The sequence below is a fragment of the Streptomyces sp. NPDC093109 genome, assembly GCF_040701725.1.
GTDB lineage: Bacteria > Actinomycetota > Actinomycetes > Streptomycetales > Streptomycetaceae > Streptomyces.
Map to the genome: position 1 here is coordinate 1 of NZ_JBFBEZ010000052.1, position 21,605 is coordinate 21,605.

Annotated in this window: 27 protein-coding genes; 7 read left to right on the forward strand and 20 right to left on the reverse strand. The window is 70.9% G+C overall.

Going from position 1 to position 21,605, the window contains the following annotated elements; all coding sequences use genetic code 11:
• Positions 1-68: 68 nt before the first annotated feature.
• Complete coding sequence (locus AB0389_RS32905) at positions 69-215, reverse strand: hypothetical protein (protein ID WP_366399262.1); 147 nt, start codon at positions 213-215, stop codon at positions 69-71.
• A 134-nt stretch (positions 216-349) separates the two neighbouring features.
• Between AB0389_RS32905 and AB0389_RS32910 the strand changes: the two genes are divergently transcribed.
• Positions 350-574: a hypothetical protein gene (locus AB0389_RS32910; protein ID WP_366399206.1), complete on the forward strand. Its 225-nt coding sequence runs from the start codon at positions 350-352 to the stop codon at positions 572-574.
• Positions 575-776: 202 nt separating this feature from the next.
• On the opposite strand, the gene AB0389_RS32915 is transcribed toward AB0389_RS32910, so the two are convergent.
• From AB0389_RS32915 to AB0389_RS33005, 19 genes are all read right to left on the reverse strand, one after another.
• On the reverse strand, positions 777-968 hold the full coding sequence (locus tag AB0389_RS32915; RefSeq protein ID WP_366399207.1) for a hypothetical protein: 192 nt from the start codon (positions 966-968) through the stop codon (positions 777-779).
• A gap of 104 nt (positions 969-1,072) precedes the next feature.
• On the reverse strand, positions 1,073-1,819 hold the full coding sequence (locus AB0389_RS32920) for a hypothetical protein (protein ID WP_366399208.1): 747 nt from the start codon (positions 1,817-1,819) through the stop codon (positions 1,073-1,075).
• A 53-nt stretch (positions 1,820-1,872) separates the two neighbouring features.
• Positions 1,873-2,397, reverse strand: a complete 525-nt coding sequence (locus tag AB0389_RS32925) for a hypothetical protein (protein ID WP_366399209.1) — start codon at positions 2,395-2,397, stop codon at positions 1,873-1,875.
• 99 nt (positions 2,398-2,496) lie between these two features.
• Positions 2,497-2,709 (reverse strand): hypothetical protein, encoded by a 213-nt coding sequence (locus tag AB0389_RS32930; protein ID WP_366399210.1) that lies wholly within the window; start codon positions 2,707-2,709, stop codon positions 2,497-2,499.
• A gap of 135 nt (positions 2,710-2,844) precedes the next feature.
• Positions 2,845-3,435, reverse strand: a complete 591-nt coding sequence (locus AB0389_RS32935; RefSeq protein ID WP_366399211.1) for a hypothetical protein — start codon at positions 3,433-3,435, stop codon at positions 2,845-2,847.
• A 111-nt stretch (positions 3,436-3,546) separates the two neighbouring features.
• Entirely contained in the window at positions 3,547-5,616 is a 2,070-nt protein-coding gene (locus AB0389_RS32940; protein ID WP_366399212.1) for a hypothetical protein, read from the reverse strand.
• Between the two features lie 173 nt (positions 5,617-5,789).
• Positions 5,790-6,179, reverse strand: a complete 390-nt coding sequence (locus tag AB0389_RS32945; RefSeq protein WP_366399213.1) for a hypothetical protein — start codon at positions 6,177-6,179, stop codon at positions 5,790-5,792.
• A 20-nt stretch (positions 6,180-6,199) separates the two neighbouring features.
• A complete protein-coding gene (locus AB0389_RS32950) occupies positions 6,200-7,489 on the reverse strand; it encodes a hypothetical protein (RefSeq protein ID WP_366399214.1) in 1,290 nt (429 codons plus the stop codon).
• Between the two features lie 22 nt (positions 7,490-7,511).
• On the reverse strand, positions 7,512-7,979 hold the full coding sequence (locus AB0389_RS32955) for a hypothetical protein (RefSeq protein WP_366399215.1): 468 nt from the start codon (positions 7,977-7,979) through the stop codon (positions 7,512-7,514).
• 169 nt (positions 7,980-8,148) lie between these two features.
• On the reverse strand, positions 8,149-8,418 hold the full coding sequence (locus AB0389_RS32960; RefSeq protein WP_366399216.1) for a hypothetical protein: 270 nt from the start codon (positions 8,416-8,418) through the stop codon (positions 8,149-8,151).
• Positions 8,419-8,642: 224 nt separating this feature from the next.
• Positions 8,643-8,786, reverse strand: coding sequence for a hypothetical protein (locus AB0389_RS32965; RefSeq protein ID WP_366399217.1), 144 nt, complete (start codon positions 8,784-8,786; stop codon positions 8,643-8,645).
• 223 nt (positions 8,787-9,009) lie between these two features.
• Positions 9,010-11,064: a hypothetical protein gene (locus AB0389_RS32970; protein ID WP_366399218.1), complete on the reverse strand. Its 2,055-nt coding sequence runs from the start codon at positions 11,062-11,064 to the stop codon at positions 9,010-9,012.
• Positions 11,065-11,269: 205 nt separating this feature from the next.
• Positions 11,270-11,458 carry a hypothetical protein gene (locus AB0389_RS32975; RefSeq protein ID WP_366399219.1) on the reverse strand — a complete coding sequence of 63 codons (189 nt, stop codon included), beginning with the start codon at positions 11,456-11,458 and terminating at the stop codon, positions 11,270-11,272.
• On the reverse strand, positions 11,451-12,023 hold the full coding sequence (locus AB0389_RS32980) for a hypothetical protein (RefSeq protein WP_366399220.1): 573 nt from the start codon (positions 12,021-12,023) through the stop codon (positions 11,451-11,453). Before AB0389_RS32980 ends, AB0389_RS32975 begins: the two co-directional genes overlap by 8 nt.
• 119 nt (positions 12,024-12,142) lie before the next feature.
• Positions 12,143-12,478, reverse strand: coding sequence for a hypothetical protein (locus AB0389_RS32985; protein WP_366399221.1), 336 nt, complete (start codon positions 12,476-12,478; stop codon positions 12,143-12,145).
• Positions 12,479-12,703: 225 nt separating this feature from the next.
• The gene (locus AB0389_RS32990; RefSeq protein WP_366399222.1) at positions 12,704-12,856 is read right to left on the reverse strand and encodes a hypothetical protein; all 153 of its coding nucleotides are present in this window, start codon (positions 12,854-12,856) and stop codon (positions 12,704-12,706) included.
• Positions 12,853-13,389 carry a hypothetical protein gene (locus tag AB0389_RS32995; RefSeq protein WP_366399223.1) on the reverse strand — a complete coding sequence of 179 codons (537 nt, stop codon included), beginning with the start codon at positions 13,387-13,389 and terminating at the stop codon, positions 12,853-12,855. The genes AB0389_RS32990 and AB0389_RS32995 overlap by 4 nt, the downstream gene beginning before the upstream one ends.
• A 147-nt stretch (positions 13,390-13,536) precedes the next feature.
• Positions 13,537-13,935: a hypothetical protein gene (locus AB0389_RS33000; RefSeq protein WP_366399224.1), complete on the reverse strand. Its 399-nt coding sequence runs from the start codon at positions 13,933-13,935 to the stop codon at positions 13,537-13,539.
• A 127-nt stretch (positions 13,936-14,062) separates the two neighbouring features.
• A complete protein-coding gene (locus AB0389_RS33005) occupies positions 14,063-14,935 on the reverse strand; it encodes a hypothetical protein (protein ID WP_366399225.1) in 873 nt (290 codons plus the stop codon).
• 400 nt (positions 14,936-15,335) lie between these two features.
• On the opposite strand from AB0389_RS33005, the gene AB0389_RS33010 reads away from it, so the two are divergent.
• The 6 genes from AB0389_RS33010 (at position 15,336) to AB0389_RS33035 (ending at position 21,605) form a co-directional block, all read left to right on the forward strand.
• Positions 15,336-16,091 carry a GntR family transcriptional regulator gene (locus AB0389_RS33010; protein WP_366399258.1) on the forward strand — a complete coding sequence of 252 codons (756 nt, stop codon included), beginning with the start codon at positions 15,336-15,338 and terminating at the stop codon, positions 16,089-16,091.
• Between the two features lie 207 nt (positions 16,092-16,298).
• On the forward strand, positions 16,299-17,468 hold the full coding sequence (locus AB0389_RS33015; protein ID WP_366399226.1) for an XRE family transcriptional regulator: 1,170 nt from the start codon (positions 16,299-16,301) through the stop codon (positions 17,466-17,468).
• Entirely contained in the window at positions 17,465-18,055 is a 591-nt protein-coding gene (locus tag AB0389_RS33020; RefSeq protein ID WP_366399227.1) for an isochorismatase family cysteine hydrolase, read from the forward strand. The genes AB0389_RS33015 and AB0389_RS33020 overlap by 4 nt, the downstream gene beginning before the upstream one ends.
• Positions 18,052-18,960 (forward strand): FAD-dependent oxidoreductase, encoded by a 909-nt coding sequence (locus AB0389_RS33025; RefSeq protein ID WP_366399228.1) that lies wholly within the window; start codon positions 18,052-18,054, stop codon positions 18,958-18,960. The genes AB0389_RS33020 and AB0389_RS33025 overlap by 4 nt, the downstream gene beginning before the upstream one ends.
• Positions 18,961-19,060: 100 nt before the next feature.
• On the forward strand, positions 19,061-19,357 hold the full coding sequence (locus AB0389_RS33030; RefSeq protein ID WP_164444066.1) for a helix-turn-helix transcriptional regulator: 297 nt from the start codon (positions 19,061-19,063) through the stop codon (positions 19,355-19,357).
• 793 nt (positions 19,358-20,150) lie between these two features.
• Positions 20,151-21,605, forward strand: a complete 1,455-nt coding sequence (locus AB0389_RS33035) for a transcriptional regulator (protein WP_366399229.1) — start codon at positions 20,151-20,153, stop codon at positions 21,603-21,605.

Below are 21,605 nucleotides of genomic sequence, written 5' to 3' on the forward strand. Positions count from 1 at the left end.
GGTCGACTTGAGGGCGAAAGCACTGCGTTGACCTGCTGAACTGCGTATCTGCCGCCCGCGCGTTCTCTTCACGAACCCGCACGGACTCCACTTAGGCCCTGGGCGCGCAGCTGGCGGCGGGTGGCCAGGCCCTCATCGGTGGGGGCCATGCGCCAGGGGTAGGTGGGGAGGCCGCCGTGGTGCTCGCCGGTCGGGTCGAAGTCGCGTGCACGCACTGGCTGTTTCCCTCCGGGTGAGTGGGTGGTCTCGCTCGGTGCAGGACCACCATGCCAAAAACCTCTTTCCTCTGTCAATGGGTTTACAGGTGAAAGGCGTTGACAGGGGAAACCGGACAGGTGATCCTCAAGGAATGACGACCCCACCGCCGGCCGACCACGTCGGCGTCACCGACATCGGAGAGATGCTGAAGGTGAGCCGCCAGCGCGCCAACCAGCTCGCCGCCCGCACCGACTTCCCCGCGCCCGTGGTCCAGACCCGGGCGGGCCGCCTCTGGGACAGGGCCGCCGTCGAGCAATGGGCGACCGCCTGGGACCGCCACAACCCCGGCGGCCGGCCCCCAACGGCCCAGCCGTAGAACAACCCCGCAAACGCGGCGGTGCGCCGTACGGAACTTCGGTCCGTACGGCGCACCGCCGTTTGCCGTTTCCGCATGCCGCCGCGTCAACCGCGCGGGCGGCCGGTCCTGCGGCGGGCCCGGCGTATGAGCGCGCGGCACCCTCCGCGCCGACGGCTGTGAGCGGGAGCGTCAGAGCGACCGGATTCCGGCAGCGGGGCGCTCACCCGGCGGCTGTGAAGGCCGCCGTGCGGGCGCGGTGGACGTCGTTGCGGCGCGGGCGGGTGCCGCTGTGTGAGGTGCACAGGTCGCCCGGCTGCGCGTCGCACGCCGGACAGGCCACGGCGAGGGCGGGGAGCTGCAGGGCGGGAGTGTCGGTTTCGTCGAGATCGTGGCTGGAGGTACGGGCGGTCACGGGTTTCTCCTTGTCGACGCGGATGGTGCGGGCCGGCTGTTCCGGCTCCCCGCCCGGCCCCGGCCCCGGAATGGGGTCGGGGCCGGACAGGCAGTCGTCAGCGGTCAGTTCACCGACGGGAGCTGCTGCTGGTCGGGGGTGTTCGGGGTGTACGCGGCGGGCTGGGTCTTGGGAAGGTGGATTTCGGCGCGGATCTCGGGGGCCGGGGGTGCCGGGGGTGTGATGTCGACGTAGACGGCCGGGGTGAGGCTGAGTCCGCGCAGGGCCAGGACCGACAGGGCGGCCCAGGCGAGCAGAGCAATGCCCGCAGCGACCTGGCGGCCGGGGGCGGGAGTTCCGTACCACGTCATGGCAACGGTGAGGGCGCCCCACAGGGTCCAGGTGAGGCGGGCACCGGCGGAGTGCAGGTAGCCCAGGGCGAACGCGCCCGCGCCGACGGCCTGCCAGGTGGCGTAGGCGGTGGTGACGCTGACCGGCAGGGACGTGGTGTGGGTGGCGAGGTAGTGCCGTACCGGCTGGTCGATGGTGGCGAGGAGGCCGGTGTGATCGTCGTCGGCCGGGAGGGGCCAGGGCAGGGCGTGGCCCCAGCCGATCAGGAGAGCGCCCGTCCAGCGCAGCGCGAGGACCGCGCCGGCAGTGGCGCCGATGATGATGAGGGTCTTGATCCATGTGGCCATCAGGGGCCAGCCGTGAGCGGGGGCCGTCCGTACGTCGTGGACGCGGCGGGCGAGCCAGCCGTGCTCGCCGCCGAACCGCCCCCACACGCCTCGGGTGGAAGTGGCCTGTTGGGGGGCGGGTTCGGGCTGCTCCTGCTCGTGGCTGCTGCGGGGTCCGGGGAACGGGGTGTTCATGGGGGTGCCTTCCGTGGTCATCGGGACGGGGTGAGCTGGGCGGGGTCGGCGGGTCAGGCGTGCGGGGCTTCCTGGGCGGGGGTGGTGGGCACGGTGTCCAGGGGCCAGCAGGGTCCGGCGCAGGGGGTGCGGTCGGGCAGTTGGTGGGGGTGGAGGATGGGGGCGCCGCCGGTGGCATGCATGCCGCGGTAGCGCCATACGACGCCGGGGCGGCGGCGGTTGTGGTCGGTGGGCAGGTGGTCCGCGGTGAGGTCGACGGTGTGGCCGGTGGCCGGGTCGGTCCATGTGTCCGGCCGGTCGTGGGCCTGGTTGATGAGGCCGGTACCGGGGTCGGTGTAGCGGTCGACGAGCTGCTCGAGGCCAGCGCGGATGCTGTCGGCGTTGGCGCGGATCCACTGGGGCAGCAGGTGTTCCTGGCCGCGGGCCGCGTAGTAGGCGGCGCTCTCCTGCGGGTCACCGGCGGCGGCCTTGGCCAGGTGCGCGATGGCCGCGAGGAGTTCGGTGACGACGGGCGCTTCGATGCGGGTGACCCGGGCGGCGTGCTCGCAGTACCGGATCTCGGTGGCGTTGATGGTCAACGTGGGACAGCTCCTTGATGGCGGGGAGGCCGGGTGGCCTGTCCGGTCCCCGGCACACTCCGCGTGCACGCGGTTCCGGGGCCGGGCGGGTGGCCCGGTTCAGGGCGCGGTGGAGGAGGTGGTGCCGGCGGGCGTGGTGTGGGCGGGCTGTGCGTCGGCGGGGGTGGTGTCGGTGGAGTGGGAGCCGAGGTAGAAGCCGCCGACGAGCGCGGTGACGGACAGGACCTGGTGGCGGTGGGCCTGCCACCAGGACGGCTTGGGCGGGGTGAAGGGCTGGAGAGTGAAGACGGGGGCGGGCTGCTGTTTGGGCATGACGAAGTCGCTCCTCGGCGGGGGCAGGTGGGGAAGAGAGGGGTGGGCGGGGCCGGTCGGCCTGGCCGGTCCTCGGGTCCGCCGGCGGGGCGGGACCGAAGGCCAGACAGGTCGGCGGGGCAGCTCGGGTGGGGGTTACTGCTTGTTGCGGTTGTGGTCGCCGATCTGGATGTTCACGTTGCCGCCGCGGCCGATGAGGCGGGTGCCGCCGGTGTCGATCTGCGGGGCGAAGAGGACCACCGGCTCGCTGAGCGTGTCGGTGCCGCTGTCCGGCTCGGGGTTCTTGTGGAACAGGGCGCGGGCGACGGTGAGGGCGCCCAGCAGGAGCACGGCGAGGGTGAGGGCGACTTTCCAGATGGTGTCGAGGATGTCCACGAGCCCTCCCAGGGCGGGTGCGGCGATGCGGAGGGCGAGCGCGCCTCCGAGGGCGAGCGCGGTGAGACTGCCGGCGACCATGCCGACGGCCTTGGCCCAGGCGGGCATCGGCTCACTGGGCGCGCCGGCGGCCGGTACCGGGGTCAGCTCGCGTTCGACGGGGCGGGCCCAGGCGGTCCGGCCGTCGGGGAGCTGAACCTGGACGGCGCCGGGGACCGGTACCTGGTAGAGCGTCAGCGCCGGTACGGCGGTGTGCTGTACGGGCTGGGGGGCGGGCTGCCAGACGGCGGTGGGCACGGCGGGGGTGAGGGGGCCGGCTTCCTGGCCGACCGGGTGGTGCTCGGTGTTCATCGGGCGCTCCAAGGGAGTCGGGAATGCCGGAGGCCGGCCCCCGCGTGGCGTGGCGGGGACCGGCCTCCGGTACGAAAAGGGCCGGCGCTGCGATGGGGCGCTGTGTTCCGTTCAGGCGGCGGTGGTGTACTGGCCGGCGTGGTCGGTGTGGATCCAGGCGCCGTGACCGAGGTTGGTGATCGGCGCGCCCGGGTCGTCCTTCATGCGTTTGAGCGCGGTACGGACCTGCGGGCCGGTCAGGTTGAGGGTTTTGGCAATGATCGCGGGGGCGGCGGGTTTGCCGTGCTGGAGGAGGAAGGCGACGATCTTCCGCGCGGTGGCGGACAGGCCCGGTCCTTCCGGCTCGGCCGCGAGAGGAACTGTCTCCTTCTCCAGTGAGGGAGCGGGGGTCTTGGTCTTCTTCCTGGCCGGGGCGGGGGTGGTGGTGTCGAAGCGGTCGGGGTCGTAGGTGTAGTCCTGGCCCGCGTTGCGCAGACTGAGCATCAGCTCGTGCTCGGCCAGGACGTGACGGACGATCGGCAGTGCGTCGATCGTGGTCTGCTCGATGCCGGTGGTCTCGCCCTCGTGGGCGAGGCCGTAGGGGTCTTCTACGAAGGGGGCGCGCCACATCGCGGTGCGGTTGTCGGGTCCGGCGAGGTAGCCGAGGCCGCCGGTGCTGGTGCCGTCGTTGAATTCCTTCGGGATGGCGCCGGGGTCGACGCCGTCGAGGGCGCCGCCGGCGGCCCGCTTGCCGGTGGCGGAGGATCCGGAGCGCAGGACGGCGTTGTTGCCGCCCTGGAGGATGTCGCGGATGAGGGTTTCGCCGCCCAGCTCGCTCGCGTTGGGGGACTGGTTGGCGAGGCGGAACTTGAGGCCCACCTTGCGGGCCTCCTTGGCGAGGTCCCCGATGATTTTCACGGCCTCTTCGCCGTATTCGGGGTCGTTGAGGAGGTCGTGGGCCTCGTCGAGGGTGATGGAGATCAGCGGGTCGGGGTCGCCGGGGACGAAGAACGCGCGGCCGACGCGGGTGCGGCCCTTCTCGTCGGTCCACTTCATGCGGTTGTAGCGCTTGCCGCGTTCCTTCATGATCGCGTGGACGGCGCGCAGGACGACGATGCCGAGGTCGTTGCCGGGGGCGAACACCGCGACGCCGTCGGGCCAGTCCGGCAGGGACAGGCCGGCCTGCGGGTCGATGACGATCGAGCAGACCAGCGGGCTGCGCCGCTCGATGCCCAGGAGCGCGTCCAGGAGACGGGACTTGCCGGAGCCCGAGGTGCCCGTGACGAAGGAATGGACTGCGCCGGAGCCCGGCAGGAAGAACCGGTAGCTCGCCTGCTCGCCGTCGTAGTAGATCCCGATGGGGGCGAGCCCGGTCTCCGGGTCCAGGACGTGGCTGTCGCCGAAGAGGGTGCCCTTCTTCAGCGGGTTCTCGGTGAACACGGTGATCCTGCCCTTGCGTGGGGCGGTCTTCTCCAGGGCGACCAGGTCGGGGTCGTCGATGGCCAGGGAGGACAGGACATCGTCCAGCGACTGGATCCGGAAGGACTTGCCGCGCGGCACGTGGATCTCCGCGCTCCAGCCGCCCTTGGGCGTGGAGATCGGGGAGACGAGCGTGCTGCGGGGGTAGGGGCCGTCGGCGGCGGCCGCGAACTGGGTCCAGTCGAGCATCTGCTGGGTCAGCTCGGGTGCCTTGCCGGTGGCGGGTCGCTGTCCCCAGCGGGTCCAGGCCCAGGTGCCGTAGGCGGCGGACCAGAGCAGGGAGATCCCCCACCCGGGGTTGTCGCCCCACTCGGGCCCGCCGGTCGCGGCCATCGTGGTCAGCAGCGCGCACCCGGTGAGCGGCATCGACAGGCCGATGTAGCGGTCGTTCATACCGGGGAGGGTGCGGGCGGGGCGCCACAGGCCGCGCCACTTGACCAGGCCGGGCAGCCAGCCCCAGGCGCCGGCGCCCGCCGCCCCGGCAGCTCCGAGGGTCAGCGCGGTCTTCCAGCCGTCACCGGCCGCGGACAGCACTTCCCCGGCCGGGCCCATACTCGCCGCGGTCACCGCGATCGTGAGCTTGCCGCGGTTGTTGAGCGCCCAGTCCTTGACGGTGCGGGGCTTGCGGCCGGCCGCCGCCCGCGCGGTGGCCGGGCTGGTCTGCGCGGCGACGAACGCCGCGAGGTCGGTGTACTGGGGGGAGGGTTTTTTGGGGGCGCGCACGGGCGGGGTTCCCTTCATGTTCGGGGATGCGGAGGACGGGGCCAAGGGGGTCCGGTGCTCCCCACCGCCCCCGGAACCGCACGGATGGCGGGGCCGGGGGCGTCTGGGCAACACGGGGACCGGACTCCAGCAGGAGCCCGGTAGCGATGCGGTGGCGCGGTATGCCGGGGTGGCTATTCGGCGCTGTAGAAGGTGTTGTCCGCCATCGGAACGTCGGCGTTGGCCACCGCGTCCTGGATACGGCCGTGGTTGCGGTGCGCGGTGCGCGCGGCGACCTCGGCCTGGACGACGGAGGTGTCGGCGGCACTCTTGTAGCTGGTGGCGGCCCGGGCCTGCCCGGCGATGCTGTCGGCGACGGCCGCGACGTTGCCGACGGTGTAGTAGTCGACGTTCAGGGCTTTGAGTTCCGTGGAGACCACCCGCATGCGGGTGGCCATGTCGCGGGACCAGGCAGTGAGGTTGGTGACGTCCTCCTGGCGGGACTCCACCTCGGAGCGGATGGCCTGGAGCGCCTGGAGCAGCGTGCGGTGGCTGACGACGTCGGGGATCTTTGTGATGGCCATGCTGGTTTCTCCTCGAGTTGTCATTCGCTGTCGTAGTAGCCGGCCACTGCGGCCAGCTCGATCGGCGAGGACTGGACGGCCTCGGCGATGCCGCCGTGAGACTTGTAGGCGGACTGGGCGACGACGGTCGTGAGTTCGGCGGAGTCCTTGGCGGCGAGGCCGTACCGCGCGGCGGACTGTGCCTGGACCCGGATGGACTCGCGCAGGCTGTCGACCTCGGCGCGCGTCGCCGCATCGACTTCGAAGTCCGCCATCTCCGCCTCGATCCGGTCCAGCAGGTTGGACAGGGCCAGGTCGTCGGCGGCGACCGCGTCGGCTTCCTCGGCGCGCATCAGGCACATGGCGCTGGTCATCGTCAGGGCGTTCATCAGCCCGTCGAGGGTGCGGATCTCAGGGATCAGCGTGGCGGACATGGACTCTCCATTCGTCGGTTCAGGGGCAGTCCGCACCACGGTCAGCCGCGGCCGATCCGCCCCCGGAGCCGGATCGGGGTCGGGGGTGGGGGTGGGGGTGGGGTTCTTCTCTTCCAGTTCGCGGATGCGTTCCTCGGCTTCCCGCGCGGTCTCTTCAGCCCGCCGGGCCCGCTCGTTGGCCTCGGCCGCTTCCCTCTGAGCGGCCAGGATCCGGTCCATCGCGGCCCGTGCGCGGGCCTCCTCGGCTTCGCGCCGGGCCTCCTCCGCTCTCGCCTCGGCGGCCTCCGCCCGCACCCGGTCCCGGTCCACGTCGTCCGGGTACAGGAAGGGAAAGTCGGGATCCGGCGGCACCGGGGTGTCTGCCGGGTCCACCAGCACGGACCGCGGTTCCGCGCCCCCGTCCTCCGGGGCCGTGCCGGGAGGAAAGGACGGAGGCGGGCCCGCCGCGGCGAAGGCTTTGTCCGCTTCCGCCTTGGCCAGCGCTGCTTCCTTCGCGGCTTCCTTCTCCGCCTCGCGCCGTACCGCGCGCTCGGCCATCTTCTTGCGCCGCTCCGCGCGGATCTCCGGCCACCGCTCCCGGTAGCCCTCGACGGTCGCCTTCCACATCGTGGAGCCGGTCTCCGTGAGCACCGCCAGCGGCACCGCCGCCTTCCCGCCCAGCAGGGCGCTGCGCGGGGCAGAGGAGCTGAACGTGCCACCGGGCTCGGCCGGCCCCGGCGCCTTCTTCTTCAGCTTGTCGCCCGCACCGTCCGGGCCGTCCGGGCCGTCCGCGATGGCCGCGACCGTCGTGTCGGCGCCCGCGGACAGGCCGCGGTGACGGCGGTCGGAGGTGCCGGTGAGCGACTCGACACCCCGGGCTCCGGCGTAGGCGATCGCCAGTAACAGCAGGATTTCCATCGGTCAGCAGACTCCTTCTCTTTTATGCGATGCCGAAGGCGCCGGCGACGAGCCCGGCGATATTGGTGATGGCCCAGGACAGTGCCGACTGGATTCCGCGTCCGACGGGGCCGGGGATCGTGGCCGCCAGAACGGGCAGCAGCGCGGCCACGAACAGGGTCCGGTGTTCGATTCGCCGGGTGATCATGTCGTTGATGAAGATGAGGGTGGCGAACAGGCCGGGCAGGCCGGTGACGATCAGTCCGGCCCACTGGCCGACCAGGCCGATCGCCCAGTCGTTGAGGGAGTTGACCGTCTCGTTCCACCAGGCCCCGGCCGGCGTCGCGACCATCGCCGCCGACGCGGTCGCCACCAGCGCCGCCTGAATCCGGTCGGTGTGAAGCTTGTGGGTGAGCTTGGCGATGCCGGGGAGCTTCTCCGAGCAGTAGAGGAGAGCCGCGGTCCCCGCGCAGGCGCCTCCGGCAGCGGCCGTCACAGCAGTTTCGATCATGAGAGATTTCCGTCCTTCCAGACAGAGATGACACTTGACGGGTAGTTACAGAGCGTCGTATCCTCGCGCGCGCACCTGCGCGCCCACGCGCCCCCGCACGGGTCGGCCGGATTTTCGCGGTCACAGCCGATGTCACAGGGCCTGTCACAGCCCCGGTCACAACCGGCCGTTACTGCGCGTGCTGCTCGCGGACCCGGTCGACGGCCTGCGCGAGCGCCTCGTAGGCCGTCTCCCGGGCCGCCTCGGGCAGCCGGTCCAGCTCGCCTCGGGCCCGGTCGAACACCATCGCCGCGTACGCGGCCGGCCCGGCCTCGCGGGCCGCCGCCAGACGGCCGCCCCAGTGCCCGGCGCGCCGCGCGAGCTTCTCCGCCCGCTTGTCCCGCAGCTTCTTCTGCCGCGTCGGCGGGCTGCTCCAGGGGCTCGGTTTCCCCTCGTTCACGAACCGGTCCTCCTTCCATTCCGGCCCGAAATCCGGGCCACCCAAATCGGTACATTCCAAACGCCATTCAGGGCCCTGCGGAGGGCGGCGGAAGGCGGTTCAAGACGCTCGGGCGTCCATGCCGAAGCCCGCCCTGTTCGAATCCAGGACGGGCCTCAACAAAGCAGCCGGAACAGCCATCGAGCAGGCCCCGAGCCCTGTGAAACGGGCCCGGGAGCGGGGTGTCAGCGGCGGCGCAGCCGGGGGTGGCACCACCAGCAGCCGGCGCCGTGGTCGTGCCGGGTGCGTCCGTGGATGACCAGGAACGGGGTGACCAGGAGCATCAGCAGGATCTCGATGGCCACGGCGACGGCGAATACGTACTGCATGACGGGGTCCTCATCTCAGCGGGATGGTGGGAGTGTGGGTTCGGCGTTTCGGCGCCCCCGGTCCCCGAGGTGACGTCAACATCTCGGGGACCGGTGAGACGGGCGTGAGACGGGGTCTCAGCCGGTTGGCGGTTCCGCTGCCGGGGTGTCTCACGCCGGGCGCCGGGTGAGACCGCCCGGCCTCCGTGCGGGTGCGCGCCGGGCGGTTGAGACCGGGCGGGTCTCAACGGGCGGGGGTGTAGCGGTTGCGCGCGATCTCAAGGCGGCGTCCCGCGGTGGCCCGTGAGACGTTCAGGATGTCCTTCGCCTCGGTGATGGAGACGGTGTCCACGCCCTTGCGGCGGTGCATGAGACTGAGCAGCGCGGTGATCTGGGTTTCGATCTCAGCGTCCTTGGGGGGCGCGGTACGCGCAGTCTCACTGCGGCGGGTGGCCAGGGCCACCGAGATACCGCCGGTGAGACCGGCCTCAGCGTCTGACCTGCCGGTCTCACGCGAGTGAGCCCCCGTCTCACGGACGCTCACCGCGCCGCCCGTCTCACGCGGCACTGTCTCAAGCTCCCTCCCAGTCTCACCGTGCGCGGTCCCGCCGGTGCGGGTCTCACCCGGCATCCGGGGTGAGACCAGGCTTCCGGTTCCGGGGAGAAAGGAGGGCGCGGGGCGGGGTGTCTCACCGGAGGCTGAGACGGGAGCGGTCTCACTCCCCGAGGTCTCACCGGATCCGCCGGTCTCACCGGGCGTTCCCGTCTCACCGTGCCTGGTGGTCTCAGCGGGGTCCTTGGTGATCTGGTGGATGCGCCACATCACCCACGGGGCGATCGCGGCGACGAGGACGATCAGCCACCACAGCGGCTTCTTGTCCGCGTCGACACCGACCAGTCCGGCATCCGCCAGGTGATAGATCGCGTTCGCGGCCACCATAAGGATCAGCGCGCCAGTGACGTCGCGGTGCCGGCGGAACGCCTGCACGACATACACGTCGATGCCCAGCGGCAGCGCCCAGGCCACCTGCCACGGCCAGCCGGACAACTTGGCGAGCGCGAACTCCCCGGACGCGGTCAGGACGATCGTCGCGCCCAGCGCCACCCTCGGACCCCAGGTGTCCACGAACGCCGTGCGCTTCTCCTGCCGCGCAATCAACGCCTCCGCGAGGGCCGCCTCCTCACGGGTCTGCGCCAGCTGCCGCTCAGCGGCCAGCTGCTCCTGGCGCGCGAGGGCGAGCACCGTCTCGGCGCGGGAGGCGGCCTCGGCCACCAGGCGCTCCGCCTCCTTCTCCGCCGCGCCGACCCGCTCCACGGCGGCGGCCTCGGCACCGGCGACGACACCGGCGGCCTTCGCCTCGGCCAGCGACCGGACCTTCAGGACGTCCTCCTCGGCCTGCGCCTGAGCCTGCGTCAGCGTCTCCTGCGCCTCACTGCGCTGCTCGTGAGCATCCTGTTCGGCCTCACGGATCAGGGAGGCGGCCTCCGAGCGGGCACTGTCCAGGAGCTGGTCCGCTTCCTCCTCAGCGGCCGTGACCGTCTCCCGGGCCTGCGTCCGCCACTGCTCCGCGTCCTGCTCGGCCTCGGCCCGGGACTGCGCGGCGGCCTCGCGGCGGGACCGGGCGTCGTCCTCGGCCGCGGCGACCAGAGCGGCCGCCCGTTCCTTGGCCTCCTCCACCAGGTGCGCGGCGTGGCCGGCCGTGGTCTGCGCCTCCTGCTGCACCCGGGTCTTGTCCCGCCCCGCCTCCGCGAGGATCTGCTCCGCGCGCACCCGGCCGGCCTCCACGATGCGTCCGGCCTCGGCCTCGGCCTCGCTCTGGATCCGGTGCGCGGCCTCCCGGCGGCGGGCGAGGGTCTGCTCGGCCGCCGCCAGGTCGCCGTCGGCGATCGTCCGGGCGCGCCGTACGGTCTCCTCGGCCGCCGTGATCTGCTGCTCGTTGAGCAAGCGGAGCCGCTCGGCCTGCGCGGTCGCCGACGCGGCGATCTCCTGCGCCTCGGCCGTCGCCTTCGCGGCGCCCGCGTCGGCGTCGGCCATCTGCCGGCGTGCCTGCGCGAGCAGGGCGTCGGCGTCCGTGCGCGCCTGGCCGAGCAGCTGTTCGGCCTCGGTACGCGCCGCCTCCACCAGTCCTTGCGGATCGACCGCCTCGGCCGACGCGGCGGGCCCGGCCGTCTCAGCGCTCTGCGCGGGCTCGCTCTTCGCGGCCGTCTCACTGTCCTGGGCCACCTCGCTCGGCTTCGGCTTCGGCGGCGTCTTGACTGCCGCACCGGAGCGGCGGGGCTGGGTACGTCGGGTGGCCACGGTGATCCCTCTCTCTCTCAAATCGGGGGCCGGCCCCGGAGTCTTCCCGGGCCGGGGCGGTCAAAAGGCCGGCCGCCCGTACGACGGGCGACCGGCCAAGGGGCGTGCGGGCAGACGGGCAGAAAACCCGTTCCGCCTCCCGCCCGGCGGGAAGGAGAAGGACGCCGGCCCATCGGAGTTGACGAGACCGGCGCCGTGCCCGCGATCAGTCGGAGTCGCCGCGGGCACGGTCCTTCAGGCGCTTGAGGTAGGCGTCCTGGAGCTGGGCGAACGCCGCGTACAGTGCGCTGCCCGGCCTGCAGGACTGGTCGTTCCGGCAGGCCGGGCAGGTGTCGGTGTGACGCTGGTAGGCGCCGCCGGCCTTGACGTACCGGCCATGGAGCTCGTCAGCCACGCGCGGCGGCGGAAGCGCCGGGCCCGTAGGCGCGGGCGAACTGCGCGCCGGCGATGAGCAGGGCGGTAACGTCGGGATGCGTACGGTGAAGTCGCTGCGCCCACGCGGTGGCGCGGGCCGTTGTCGAGCCGGTGTGCGCCTGGACCACCAGCGTCAGGACCGCGTCGGCAATGTCGCGGGTGTCCGGGTCACCGTGCTCGCTCTCACCCGCGTGACGCAGTGCGGTGTCCATGGTGCGGCGCGGGTCGGTACGCATCTCGTCGCAGACCACGCGCAGCAGAGTCCTGACCATGGCCTCGACCGTCGTCGACTCGTCGTGGACAAGATCCGTACCGGCCGACCAGTCCGCGCTGCTGTCGTAGTCGCGGATCCAGCCGTCCTGGTCGAGCAGCGCGATGGTGGCCTCCAGGTGGCGGGCGACCGCCTCGCCGGAGGACTCCTCACCGGAGGAGCCGGTCCACAGCGGCCGGTAGGCGTCGGCGGCGAGGTCAGCGGCCTTGCGCAGCGTCTCGTCGGTGAACACCACGGCGGCCGCGGGGAGGGGGGCGGTGGTCGTATTAGGCATGCGAGCCTCATCTCGGTCTGGAATCCGGGCTGTCCGGTTCCCCTGTGACTCAGCCCCGGCCGCCCCGCGCGGTATGAGCGGGGTGACCGGGGCTGAGCAGGCAACCGACAGAACGGGGGCTACCAGCCGTTGAGGACGGCCTCGTACATCGGCCAGCCCTCGCGGGCGGCGGCCGCGTGCTCCTGGGCCGCCTGGGCGCCGCGCCGCCAGATCCCGGCGGCGATGTCGTGGCCCTCGCCCGCAAGGCGATCGGCCTCCGCGTGCTGCGCGAGGGCCGACCGCGCGTGGTCGGCGGCGATCGTCTGCATCTCCGCCGGGCTGTAGAGCGGCGGAACGTGGTGAGCAATCTCGGTCAGGACCTCGTAGCTCTCATGATCGGCCGTCGTCCACTCCGTCATGTCGATGTGCGCGGAAAGGAACTGCTCGGGCGTCAGAGTGTCGAGCAGATTCAGCATCGTGGTCCTCCTGACACACGGTGGGACGCCCTCCGGGCTGTTCCCGGGGGCGGATGGATCTCGTGCACGTGATGACCGGCCCTGTACGCGCCGACGGCCGTCATCGCGGCGGCGGCCAGCAGCGCTCGGGCCAGCGGATGCCTGAGCCCTAGGCGGGCAACCGCTCGGGCCGCGCGCAGTTGCGCGGCCCGAGCGGTTCTTATCTGCGGAGTCAGAATCAGGCTCCTACCGGCGGCCCTTGGGCTGCGGCTCGGGCTGCGGGGCGGGGCGCTGGCCGCAGGTGCACGGCTCGTGCCCCACGCCCTGGTACCGCTTGCCGTCCGCGCCAGTGCGGTTGTAGGTGATCAGCCGGTCGGGGTGTCCGCAGGGGGCGCTCATCGGGCCGCCTCCCGCAGTCCGCCCGCGCCGACCAGAAACGCGTCGTCGGCACCAGCTACCGCGTCCCGACGGACCAGAGGCGGGATCGTGTCGGCCGGCTTCCGTACCGGCAGCGGCGGAGGCGGGGGCGGCGTGTCCGCCATACGGAGCCGCATGTCGTGCAGCGTGCGGGCCGCCCGGCGACCGGCACGGGCAGCGCGCCGGTCGCCGTCGGCCACCAGGTGCCGCAGCAGCTGGCTGAACTCGGCGGGGCTGTAGGGCTTGCCAGGCTCACGGCGCGGCAGCGGCGGCTGGCCAGGCGCCACCATCGCCGCGGTGCGCGAGTAAGTGTCCGTCTCGTCCCGCTCGGGACCGCGCCGGTCGTCGTCCTCCGTCATGTCCTCGTAGAGTCCGGCGCGGACCGTAGGGACCGAGGCGAGGCGGGGCGGGATACCGCACCGGCACGATTCGAAGCTGCCCTTGCAGGTCGGGCAGCGCTGCTCGGACATCGGGGTGATGACGGCCGCTCCGGGCCGTGCAATGATCGTTCGCATCAGGCGTCCTTTCAGGGTGTGCCTGTCTGCGGCGTCCGGGAGGTCTAGTCCCGGACGCCGCGCTGCGTGGTGGTGCTGGGGCCGGCCGTTCCGGCGCCCATCACCGGCGCCGCACCCTGTGGGCGCGGTTCCGGCGAAAGGCGACGTTCAGCTGGCGAGGCGGGCAAAGTCCGGCCGGGCGTCGGTGTTGTCGATGGTCGTACCGATAGACACGGTGTTGTCGGGGTACTCGTCGAGACGGCGCATCGGCCTCGGCGACAGGCCCCGTACGGCGGGCGCCGCCAGGCCGGACGGAATCTCCTGGGTGCGGTACGCAGCATGCGGTGCCGCAACCGCATACCGAGTGGCCATGGCCTGCAACATGCGCCATGCCTCGGCATGGCTCTCGGGCAGCACCCGGATCTGGGCGACAGCGGCCCAGACCTCCTGGGTGACGTCGTCGGTGTCGTCGACCGGATCGGCGCCGCCCAGGTCCAGGGTGTGCGCAACCTGAGCGGCGATGCGGGCGGAGTAGCGGGCGTAGAGGTCGACCAGGGTGACGCGCATGAGGACTCCATCAGGGTGGCGGGACGGACCCCCGGGAGTACGGGGGTTGCTGCTGTACGAGCAGCCGCGGCCCCGGCCTCCCCGATCACTCGGGATGGCCGGGGCCGCGGTTGTTCGTCGTGCAGTCCTAGCGGGTGAGCTGCTCTTCCTGCGTCGCCAGGAGCGTGATCGCGTTCATGAGGCCGGCGCGCTCCCCTTCGGTGAGCTGCGGAGCGTCGGCCTTGTGCGGGTTGAGCGTCTGGATCAGCGCGGCCAGGGTGTCGCGGACACGCCGGAGTTCGGTGTCGGCGACCATCTCAGAAACGTTCTGCCACTGCTGCTCGTGCAGCAGGCGCAGGCCCCAGGCGCGGCGGTCGTTCCAGTCCTCACGGTCCATCTGCGCCTTGCGGCGGGCGGGGCCGAGGCGCTTGGTGTGCGCGGCGAGCTGGGCAAAGCGGCGGCCGTCCGTGCACCGGGAGGTGAGGTCGGCGACGCGCAGGATGGTGCCCTTGTCGTCCTTGATGGAGCAGGTGGAGCAGCCGCGGACGTGGGCTTCGTCCAGTTCGCGAACCGTCTTGTCGTCGACGAGGCCGCCGACGATCTGCATGACAGCCGGGGTGGGCATGGGCTGGGGCTTGCGGATGACGCGGTCGGCGCGGCGGCCGTTGGTCTCCGCGACGCCCTGCTCCAGGCGGCGGGACCACTTGGCGACGCTGACGTCAATCGTGACCAGGCGGTGGCTGCCGAGGCGGCAGCGGACCGGGTCTTCGGTGCCGGCCTGCTCGGTGTGGTGGGGAACCAGCTTGGCCGTGGCCCGCTCCGTGTCGGCGACGCGGATCGGAACCCACGTGCGGCAGGACGGGCACACCAGGGAGATGCAGGCGGGATCGAGGTCGTACTCGTGCGCCGGGAGCTGGGAGACGACGATCGGGCCAAGGTGGCTGATCGTGCGGGACCGCGTCCGGCGCTTGCGCTCCTGGCTGACGGTCTGGACCTCACGCTCACGGACGGATGCGGTCATGGGGAAACTCCTCACGAAGCAGGCGGGTCGGGTAAGGCGTCGCGGGTACCCTCTCGGCCACGCCAGCACCCACCGGAAGGGCCGGGCGTCCTGACGGACCGACAACGCATACGCGCTGCGACAGTTCAAACAGCAGTCACGGACACGGGGAGGAGTTAGTTGCCTCAGACTCCCCGAGGCCACCGAAGTGGCGACTGGTCATGCAGTGGTGCAAGGCAATCCGTCCCTGACGGAACGACCGCCTTCGCAACTTCGATATCGAAGTTGCAGTACGATGGTGCTCGATCTCCCTATCGATGTCAAGCACATCGATAGAGATGTACCCGCGCTATGTCGTCGCGAGCCGCAGCTGACGCTGAGCATCGAAGCCCTTAGGATCGCTAGCGAAGTTAGGAGACACATGGCAGGCGGAAAGGGCTCTGCGCAGCCCAGATACCTCCAGATCGCTGACGAGCTGAAGGCTGCGATCGAGCGTGGGGACTACCGGCCCGGGGATCGACTGCCGGGGGAGAACGCCCTTGCGCCGCAGTACGGCGTCGCCGTGATGACGGCTCGGCGAGCCCTGCGCGCGCTCACCAACGAAGGGCTCGCAGAGTCCCGGAAGGGCGCGGGGGTGTTCGTTCAGGCCTTCCACCCCATCCGTCGACGCGGTATTCAGCGTCTGGCACAGGATCAGTGGGGCGCCGGGAAGTCGATCTGGTCGGCTGACGAGGACCGGTCCCTGACAGTCGACCAGGTCTCCGTGCAGGAGGTCGTTCCGCCAGCGCACATTGCCGAGATGCTCGACCTGGACGCCGGCGAGACCGCCTGCGCCAGGTCCCGGCGCTACGTCCTGGATGACCGGCCAGTCATGCTCGCCACCTCGTACCTGCCCTACGCCCTGGTGGAAGGGTCGGCGATCACCCAAGCCGACACCGGGCCGGGGGGAACTTACGCTCGCCTCGCTGACCTCGGGCATGGCCCGGTTCGCTTCCGGGAGGAGATCCGCGGACGGCTGCCCACTGCTGAGGAAGCGGCCACGTTGGGCATGTCCCCTGAGCGCCCTGTCCTGAAGATGTGCCGGACAGCCTTCGACGCCCAGCGGCGAGTTGTTGAGGTCAACGAGATGACCCTCGACTCCGCCTCGTACGTCCTGGACTACGAGTTCGATGCCTGACGGCACGCAGGACTCGATGCGGGCACGGCACTGGGGTGTGCCCGGGATCGCCATAGTTCCTCCGGCCGGAATTGCGGGCGTGGATCAACAAGAACCAGCATCCGCACCAGGGACCTTGAGCGAGATGTCCGGCCGTGGAAGTGGTGTAGCAACAGCGTGGCAATAGGGCCGTTGATACCTGGAAGGTGACCGCCAAGGGGGTGTGTAGTGATCGCTGTGGACAGGTGGACAGGTGAGGAGGCGCTGCTGTTGCGGTCGGTGATGCGAGCGTCTGTGCGCGAGTTCGCCGGTCGCCTCGGCATCAGCCCTCGGACCGTCTCGAACTGGCAGCGGAACAAGGCGAGCGTCTGTCGTCCCCAGATGGCGCAGATCCTGGACACGGCGCTCTTCCAGTGCACCCCGGCTGAGCAGGAGGCGTTCAGCCTCCGTCTGGCAGCCCTGCGTGGAACGGCAGTTCCCCTCAACGCGGAGTCGGCAGCGCGTCCGGCACCGTGCACGGTCGTCTCCCACAAGTTCTTGCCGGTGTACCTCGGTGAGTGCAATGCGCCCCTCTACGCTGCGGGTTCGCCAGGCGAGCCGGGACCAGGCGGCTTGGAGCAGCGGGTCCTGCCGGCTGACCACCACTCCGCGCAGTCGTCGACGGTGCACATATACGCCTGCGGTGTCGCGGTGGTGCATCTCGAGGAGCACCACCGCCTTGAGTCGTTGACCGAGTTGGCGTTGTGGCGTTACCGCACGTACCTGAAGGAACCGGGCTGGGTGGGGGAGTGGATGGATCACCTGCTGACCCGCCACGGCGACGGCAAGGATCAGCCTGCCCAGTCGCTCATTCCGCAGTACGTGCTGTCGGCCTACGAGCTCCGCACACATTCCTGGTCGAGTGCCGGCCTGGATACGGCTCTTCAGCTGCTCGCGACGCCATCAGTGCTGGTCAACCGGCAAAATCCGGCAGATGTGGTGCCGCTTGGGCCGGGGGTAGAGGAAGCCAAGTTCCGTGACGGCTGGGCTCACCCCGAGGCCGTGACGTTCGACGGCGGAGTCTCCCGCGGCGTCGTCGGCTGGTCGGGGGTCGCCTATCACCCGCAGCAGGACGAGCGGGCTCTGACCATGAGCCAGATCGTGGCCCTTGAGCTCGACGTACAGGCCCTCTGGGCTCTCTCGTCGCACATCCTGCACACGATCGAAGACGGCCAGGACCCGGTGATGCCGACGGCCTACCGCTGGCGCTTTCTGCGCAGTGCCTACTTCCGGCTCACGACCGCGCGCCCCACTGAGACCGCTCAACACCGTGTGATGCGCGAGGCCATCCTGGCCACCAGCGAACTTCCTGATCGGCTGCGCGCCGCCCAGGACGCTCTCCGAGACAGCAATCCGTGACGGCCATGTGGAAGGCGGAGTGGGTGGACCCTCGATCGACAGCGCTGCTGGTCATTGACGTGCAGCAGGGCTTTGTCAACCAGCACAGCCGCGGAGTCATCCCAGCGGTTGTGCGGCTGGTGGAGGGCTGGCAAGCAGCCGGCGCTCCAGTGGTGCTGTCGCGGTTCCACAACGAGCCCGGGTCGCCGTACGAGACGATCACCGGATGGACGCGCTTGCGTACTCCCGAAGAACAAGCCCTCGTTGCTGACCTGGTCCCCTTCACTGCCAACGCCGCCGCGATCATCGACAAGCCCCAGGCGTCAGTGTTCACCCCCGAGGGCGCCCGGACCATCCGCAAGGCGGGCTGGACCGATCTGGTGCTGTGCGGCATCGACACCGACGCGTGCGTATACGACTCCGCTGTTGCGGCCTACCAGGCCGGATACCGGCCGTGGATCGTCACCGACGCCTGTGCCTCCACCGGCGGAGCCCGCTACCACGACGCCGCACTCCTGCTCGCCTCCCGGAACATCGGCGCTGAGCAACTGGTCACGAGCGAGGTTGTCTTGTCCCGAATCAGTGGAACGCAAGGAGCCCCCGCATGAACACACCGCATGAGACAGATGTGCTGGTAGTCGGCGCAGGGCCGTCAGGAGTGGCGGCCGCAGTGATGGCGGCCAGCCTGAACCTCCGAACGGTCGTCGTGGAGGCCGGTGCAGTAGGCGGCAAGCTCCATGTCATCGGGGCGCTGGGGAACGTCCCTGGCAACTGGTCGACCGGCCCCCAGCTTGCTGAAGCCCTTGCCGCCGACCTGGAACGCCTACAGCAGGCTGACCGGTGCTCCGTCATCCAGGCCCGTGCGGTGAGTGTCACCGGCTACGACGACCGGGCGGAGCTCGGACTCGAGGACGGGCGCGTACTGAGCGCACAGCTGATCGTGGTCGCCACCGGCGTGGCTGCCCTGACTCCGCCCGATGCCGACTGGATCAGCGCTCCTACACGCTTGTCCGTTCCTCCGCTGTGGCGCACCACGCCGACAGACCTAGCGGGCCGGACCTACGTTCTCGGAGGGGACCGTCCCCTCGGAACGTGGCTCCGCACCCATCCGCACTCCTCAACAACCTTGCATGTCCTTTGCCCGCCGGCGGATGACTACAAGATCGCCGAAGTCGCGGGGAACGAGCGCGTGCGCGTCGTCCCTGTCTCTCACGTCGCCTTGTCGCCGATGGCCTACGGAGACGAGTGGAGCTTGCAGGTCAAGGACCGGCAGGGAGAGCGTAAGTCCTACGTTGCCAAGACGGTGCTGAACAACCTCGGCAACACACCAGCCGGTCTGGACGGTCTCACCTCGAGCGAGGACGGCTACTGCCCTCCCGGCAAACAGCACCCTCGGATCCAGGTCGCCGGCGACTTGAGGTCAGCCCAGTTCCAACGCGTCACGACGGCGCAGGGCTCTGGAGCGGAAGCTGTGCTCGCGTCCTACTACGCATCGATCCTGAAGCCATGCTGAGGCCCGATGCCCACCGCCACATCGGCGTATCGGTGCATGCTGCCAAGATCGATCCCGTGGTGTATCTTTCAGGGATTCGGTGATCATGAGAGGTTGGGGCATGTCCGACGCGGATCCCATGCAGCGGGTCAACGCTCTCCTCGACGACGTCCTGCCGTCGCCGCGCGTGCGGCAGCAGCTGCGCCTCGCTGCGGGGCTCACTCAGCAGGAAGTCGCAGACGCCGTAGGCGTGAAACGTCTGGCCGTAGCCCGCTGGGAGCTAGGTCAAACCCACCCCCGGCGGCCCCATCGCGCGGTTTACATCCACTTGCTCAAAGGGCTCGCGGAGCGTTTTCCCGACGTCGCTGAGCTGGATGCAGGCAGCACGACGCCGGCCTCCGGAAGGGGGTCGGGATGACCTAGCGGCCATCGGCCGCGCGCGCGAATGAGGTGGACTGCAATCCACTGTGGCCCCGCGCGGCCCGTCTCGCCGACCGTCAGGTCGGCCGCCCAGTCCCCGGTTGGCGCCGGTTCTGGGCTCCAGCTCATCGAGCTGGTCTTCATTCCTTCGTAACACCCCGCCTTGGCAGGCGGTTCGTTCCACCCGGTCCGCTTTGGCAAGCGGGCCACCCCGGCTCTCCAGGAGCCCCTTTGGCAGGGGGCCTCTGTTGAGCCACCAGCGTCACCCCGGGTTCCGGCGGCTTTGGCAGGCCGTTCGGTGCTCGGGGCTCCGTCCGCATAGAGCGCTCGGCCGTGGTCGGGTCCCTTGGCAGGGGCCTGGTCGCGGTCGGGGCGATCCATATGAAGGTTGGTGTCCCCGCCATAGTGCACGAGATCGGTGTCCCCTGTCAGCTCGACCGTGCCCGATTCACACCGGTTCGAGCCCCCCGCGCTTCCCGCGTGACGGGATTCGCACACCCTGTTTGCCCTGTTCGCGGCATTAGTCACGAAGATTCTTCGGGGTGGAGTGTCACACCGCCCCCGGTCCCCGACACCTTTACCGAGAGGGGGACCCCTGTCCTCCTGGCGACGCCGGCCGCCGCGGTGCTCCGAGGCTGCGTCCCGTGGGGCGGGACTCGATCGGAAGTTGTTGCCCGCCCGGCGGGAGGGATCGGCGCTCTTGCCGGTTCCCGGCCTCTGTCCACAGGCGGTCCGCGCAAGGCTGCCGGGATGATCTCTGTCTCGTACGTCGGGGCGGGCCGGTGAGCGCCGTGGCGGCGCCAGCAGCCGTGATGCTGCCCGCCCCGCGTCCGTCGGTCGACGACGCCGACGCGGTCACCGTGCTGCCCTTGCTGTTCGTGCCGGAGGCGTCGCAGTGGCTGTCGACGTCGCCGGGGCGGATCGCGGGTGAGGGCTACTCCTGGATGCAGGCGGTGCACTGGGTGGCCGGGTCCGGGCTGTACCGGCCGCGGCGGCACCGGTCGCACGGGCCGCGCAGCTTCGGGCCGACGACCGTGCGCGTCGCGCAGGAGCTCGCGCAGCTCTTTCCGTGCCGTCCGGGGATCGAGTACCTGGTGCGGCGCACCGGGCTGTCGGAGCGGTCGGTGGAGTACCACCTGGGGATGCTGCGGGAGGCCGGGCTGCTCGCGTGGATCGTCAAGGGCACGCGGGTGTCCAGCGGTCCGGCGCAGGCCAGCGAGTTCGCGCGGATGATCCCTGTGGAGTTCGACGTCGCGCTGGGGATCCGCACGGTGCAGCGGGATGAGGCCGCTCCGGCGTACACGCGGACGGCGTCCGGGATCGCGGAGGCCGGCCGGGAGCTGATGGCGAAGCTGGCGAAGAAGGCGGCCCGCAAGGTCCGCAAGCCGCGCTCGAAGGCGTCGTCGAAGGCCCCGGCGAAGGCCTCGGTGAGGGGTGCTGAGCAGGGGGTTGTGACGGCTGATTCGGATGAGGTCCGTTGCACCCCAATGCAGGTTGGTACCTCAGCGTCTTCTACTGCGGGTACTACTTCCTTCCCCCCTGAGAGCAAGCTCGCAAGCGGGCAGAGCGATTCCCCCACCCCGAAGAAGGTCAAGCGCGGCCGCCGGAAGCTCAACAGCGTCGGGCGCCGTTTCCAGCTGGCCTCGGAGCTGATCCGACGGGTGCCGTGGATGGGCCGCGCTGCGGTGCCCCGGATCGCCTGGATCCTCAAGGAGGTTGCGGACGCGGGCTGGACGGCCGATGAGGTGATCGCGTTCCTGGACTGCGGCGACGCCCCGGGCACCGTGCACCGGCCCTCCGGGTTCCTCGCCGGACGGCTCAAGACCGCGACGGCTGAGTGGCCGCACGCCGAAGGCCGGGCCCGCGCCGTTCAGGCGTACCGGGACTCCCGGCGCGCTGAGAAGGCCCGCCATCAGGAGTGGGAGGGCGACTGGACGCCGCCGCGCAGTGAGTCCGTGCGCCGCCTGGTCGCCGATGCCCTCACCCCGAAGCAGCCGCAGTACGACCTCGCGGCCAGCCACCAGGACGCGGGCGAGACCGGCCCCGACGTGCCCGACGAGGAAGAGCTCACGGAGCTCCGGGACGTGGCCTGGCAGGAGTACATGCTCGGCAGGCCCGACCAGGTCGTCATGACGCTCGACACCCTCGGCCCGGCTGGCGCTGAGCAGATCTACGGCGCTGACCTGGTGCGGCGCGTACGCAAGCTGATCAGCAGCACCAACCACATGACCGTCGCACGCCGGTAG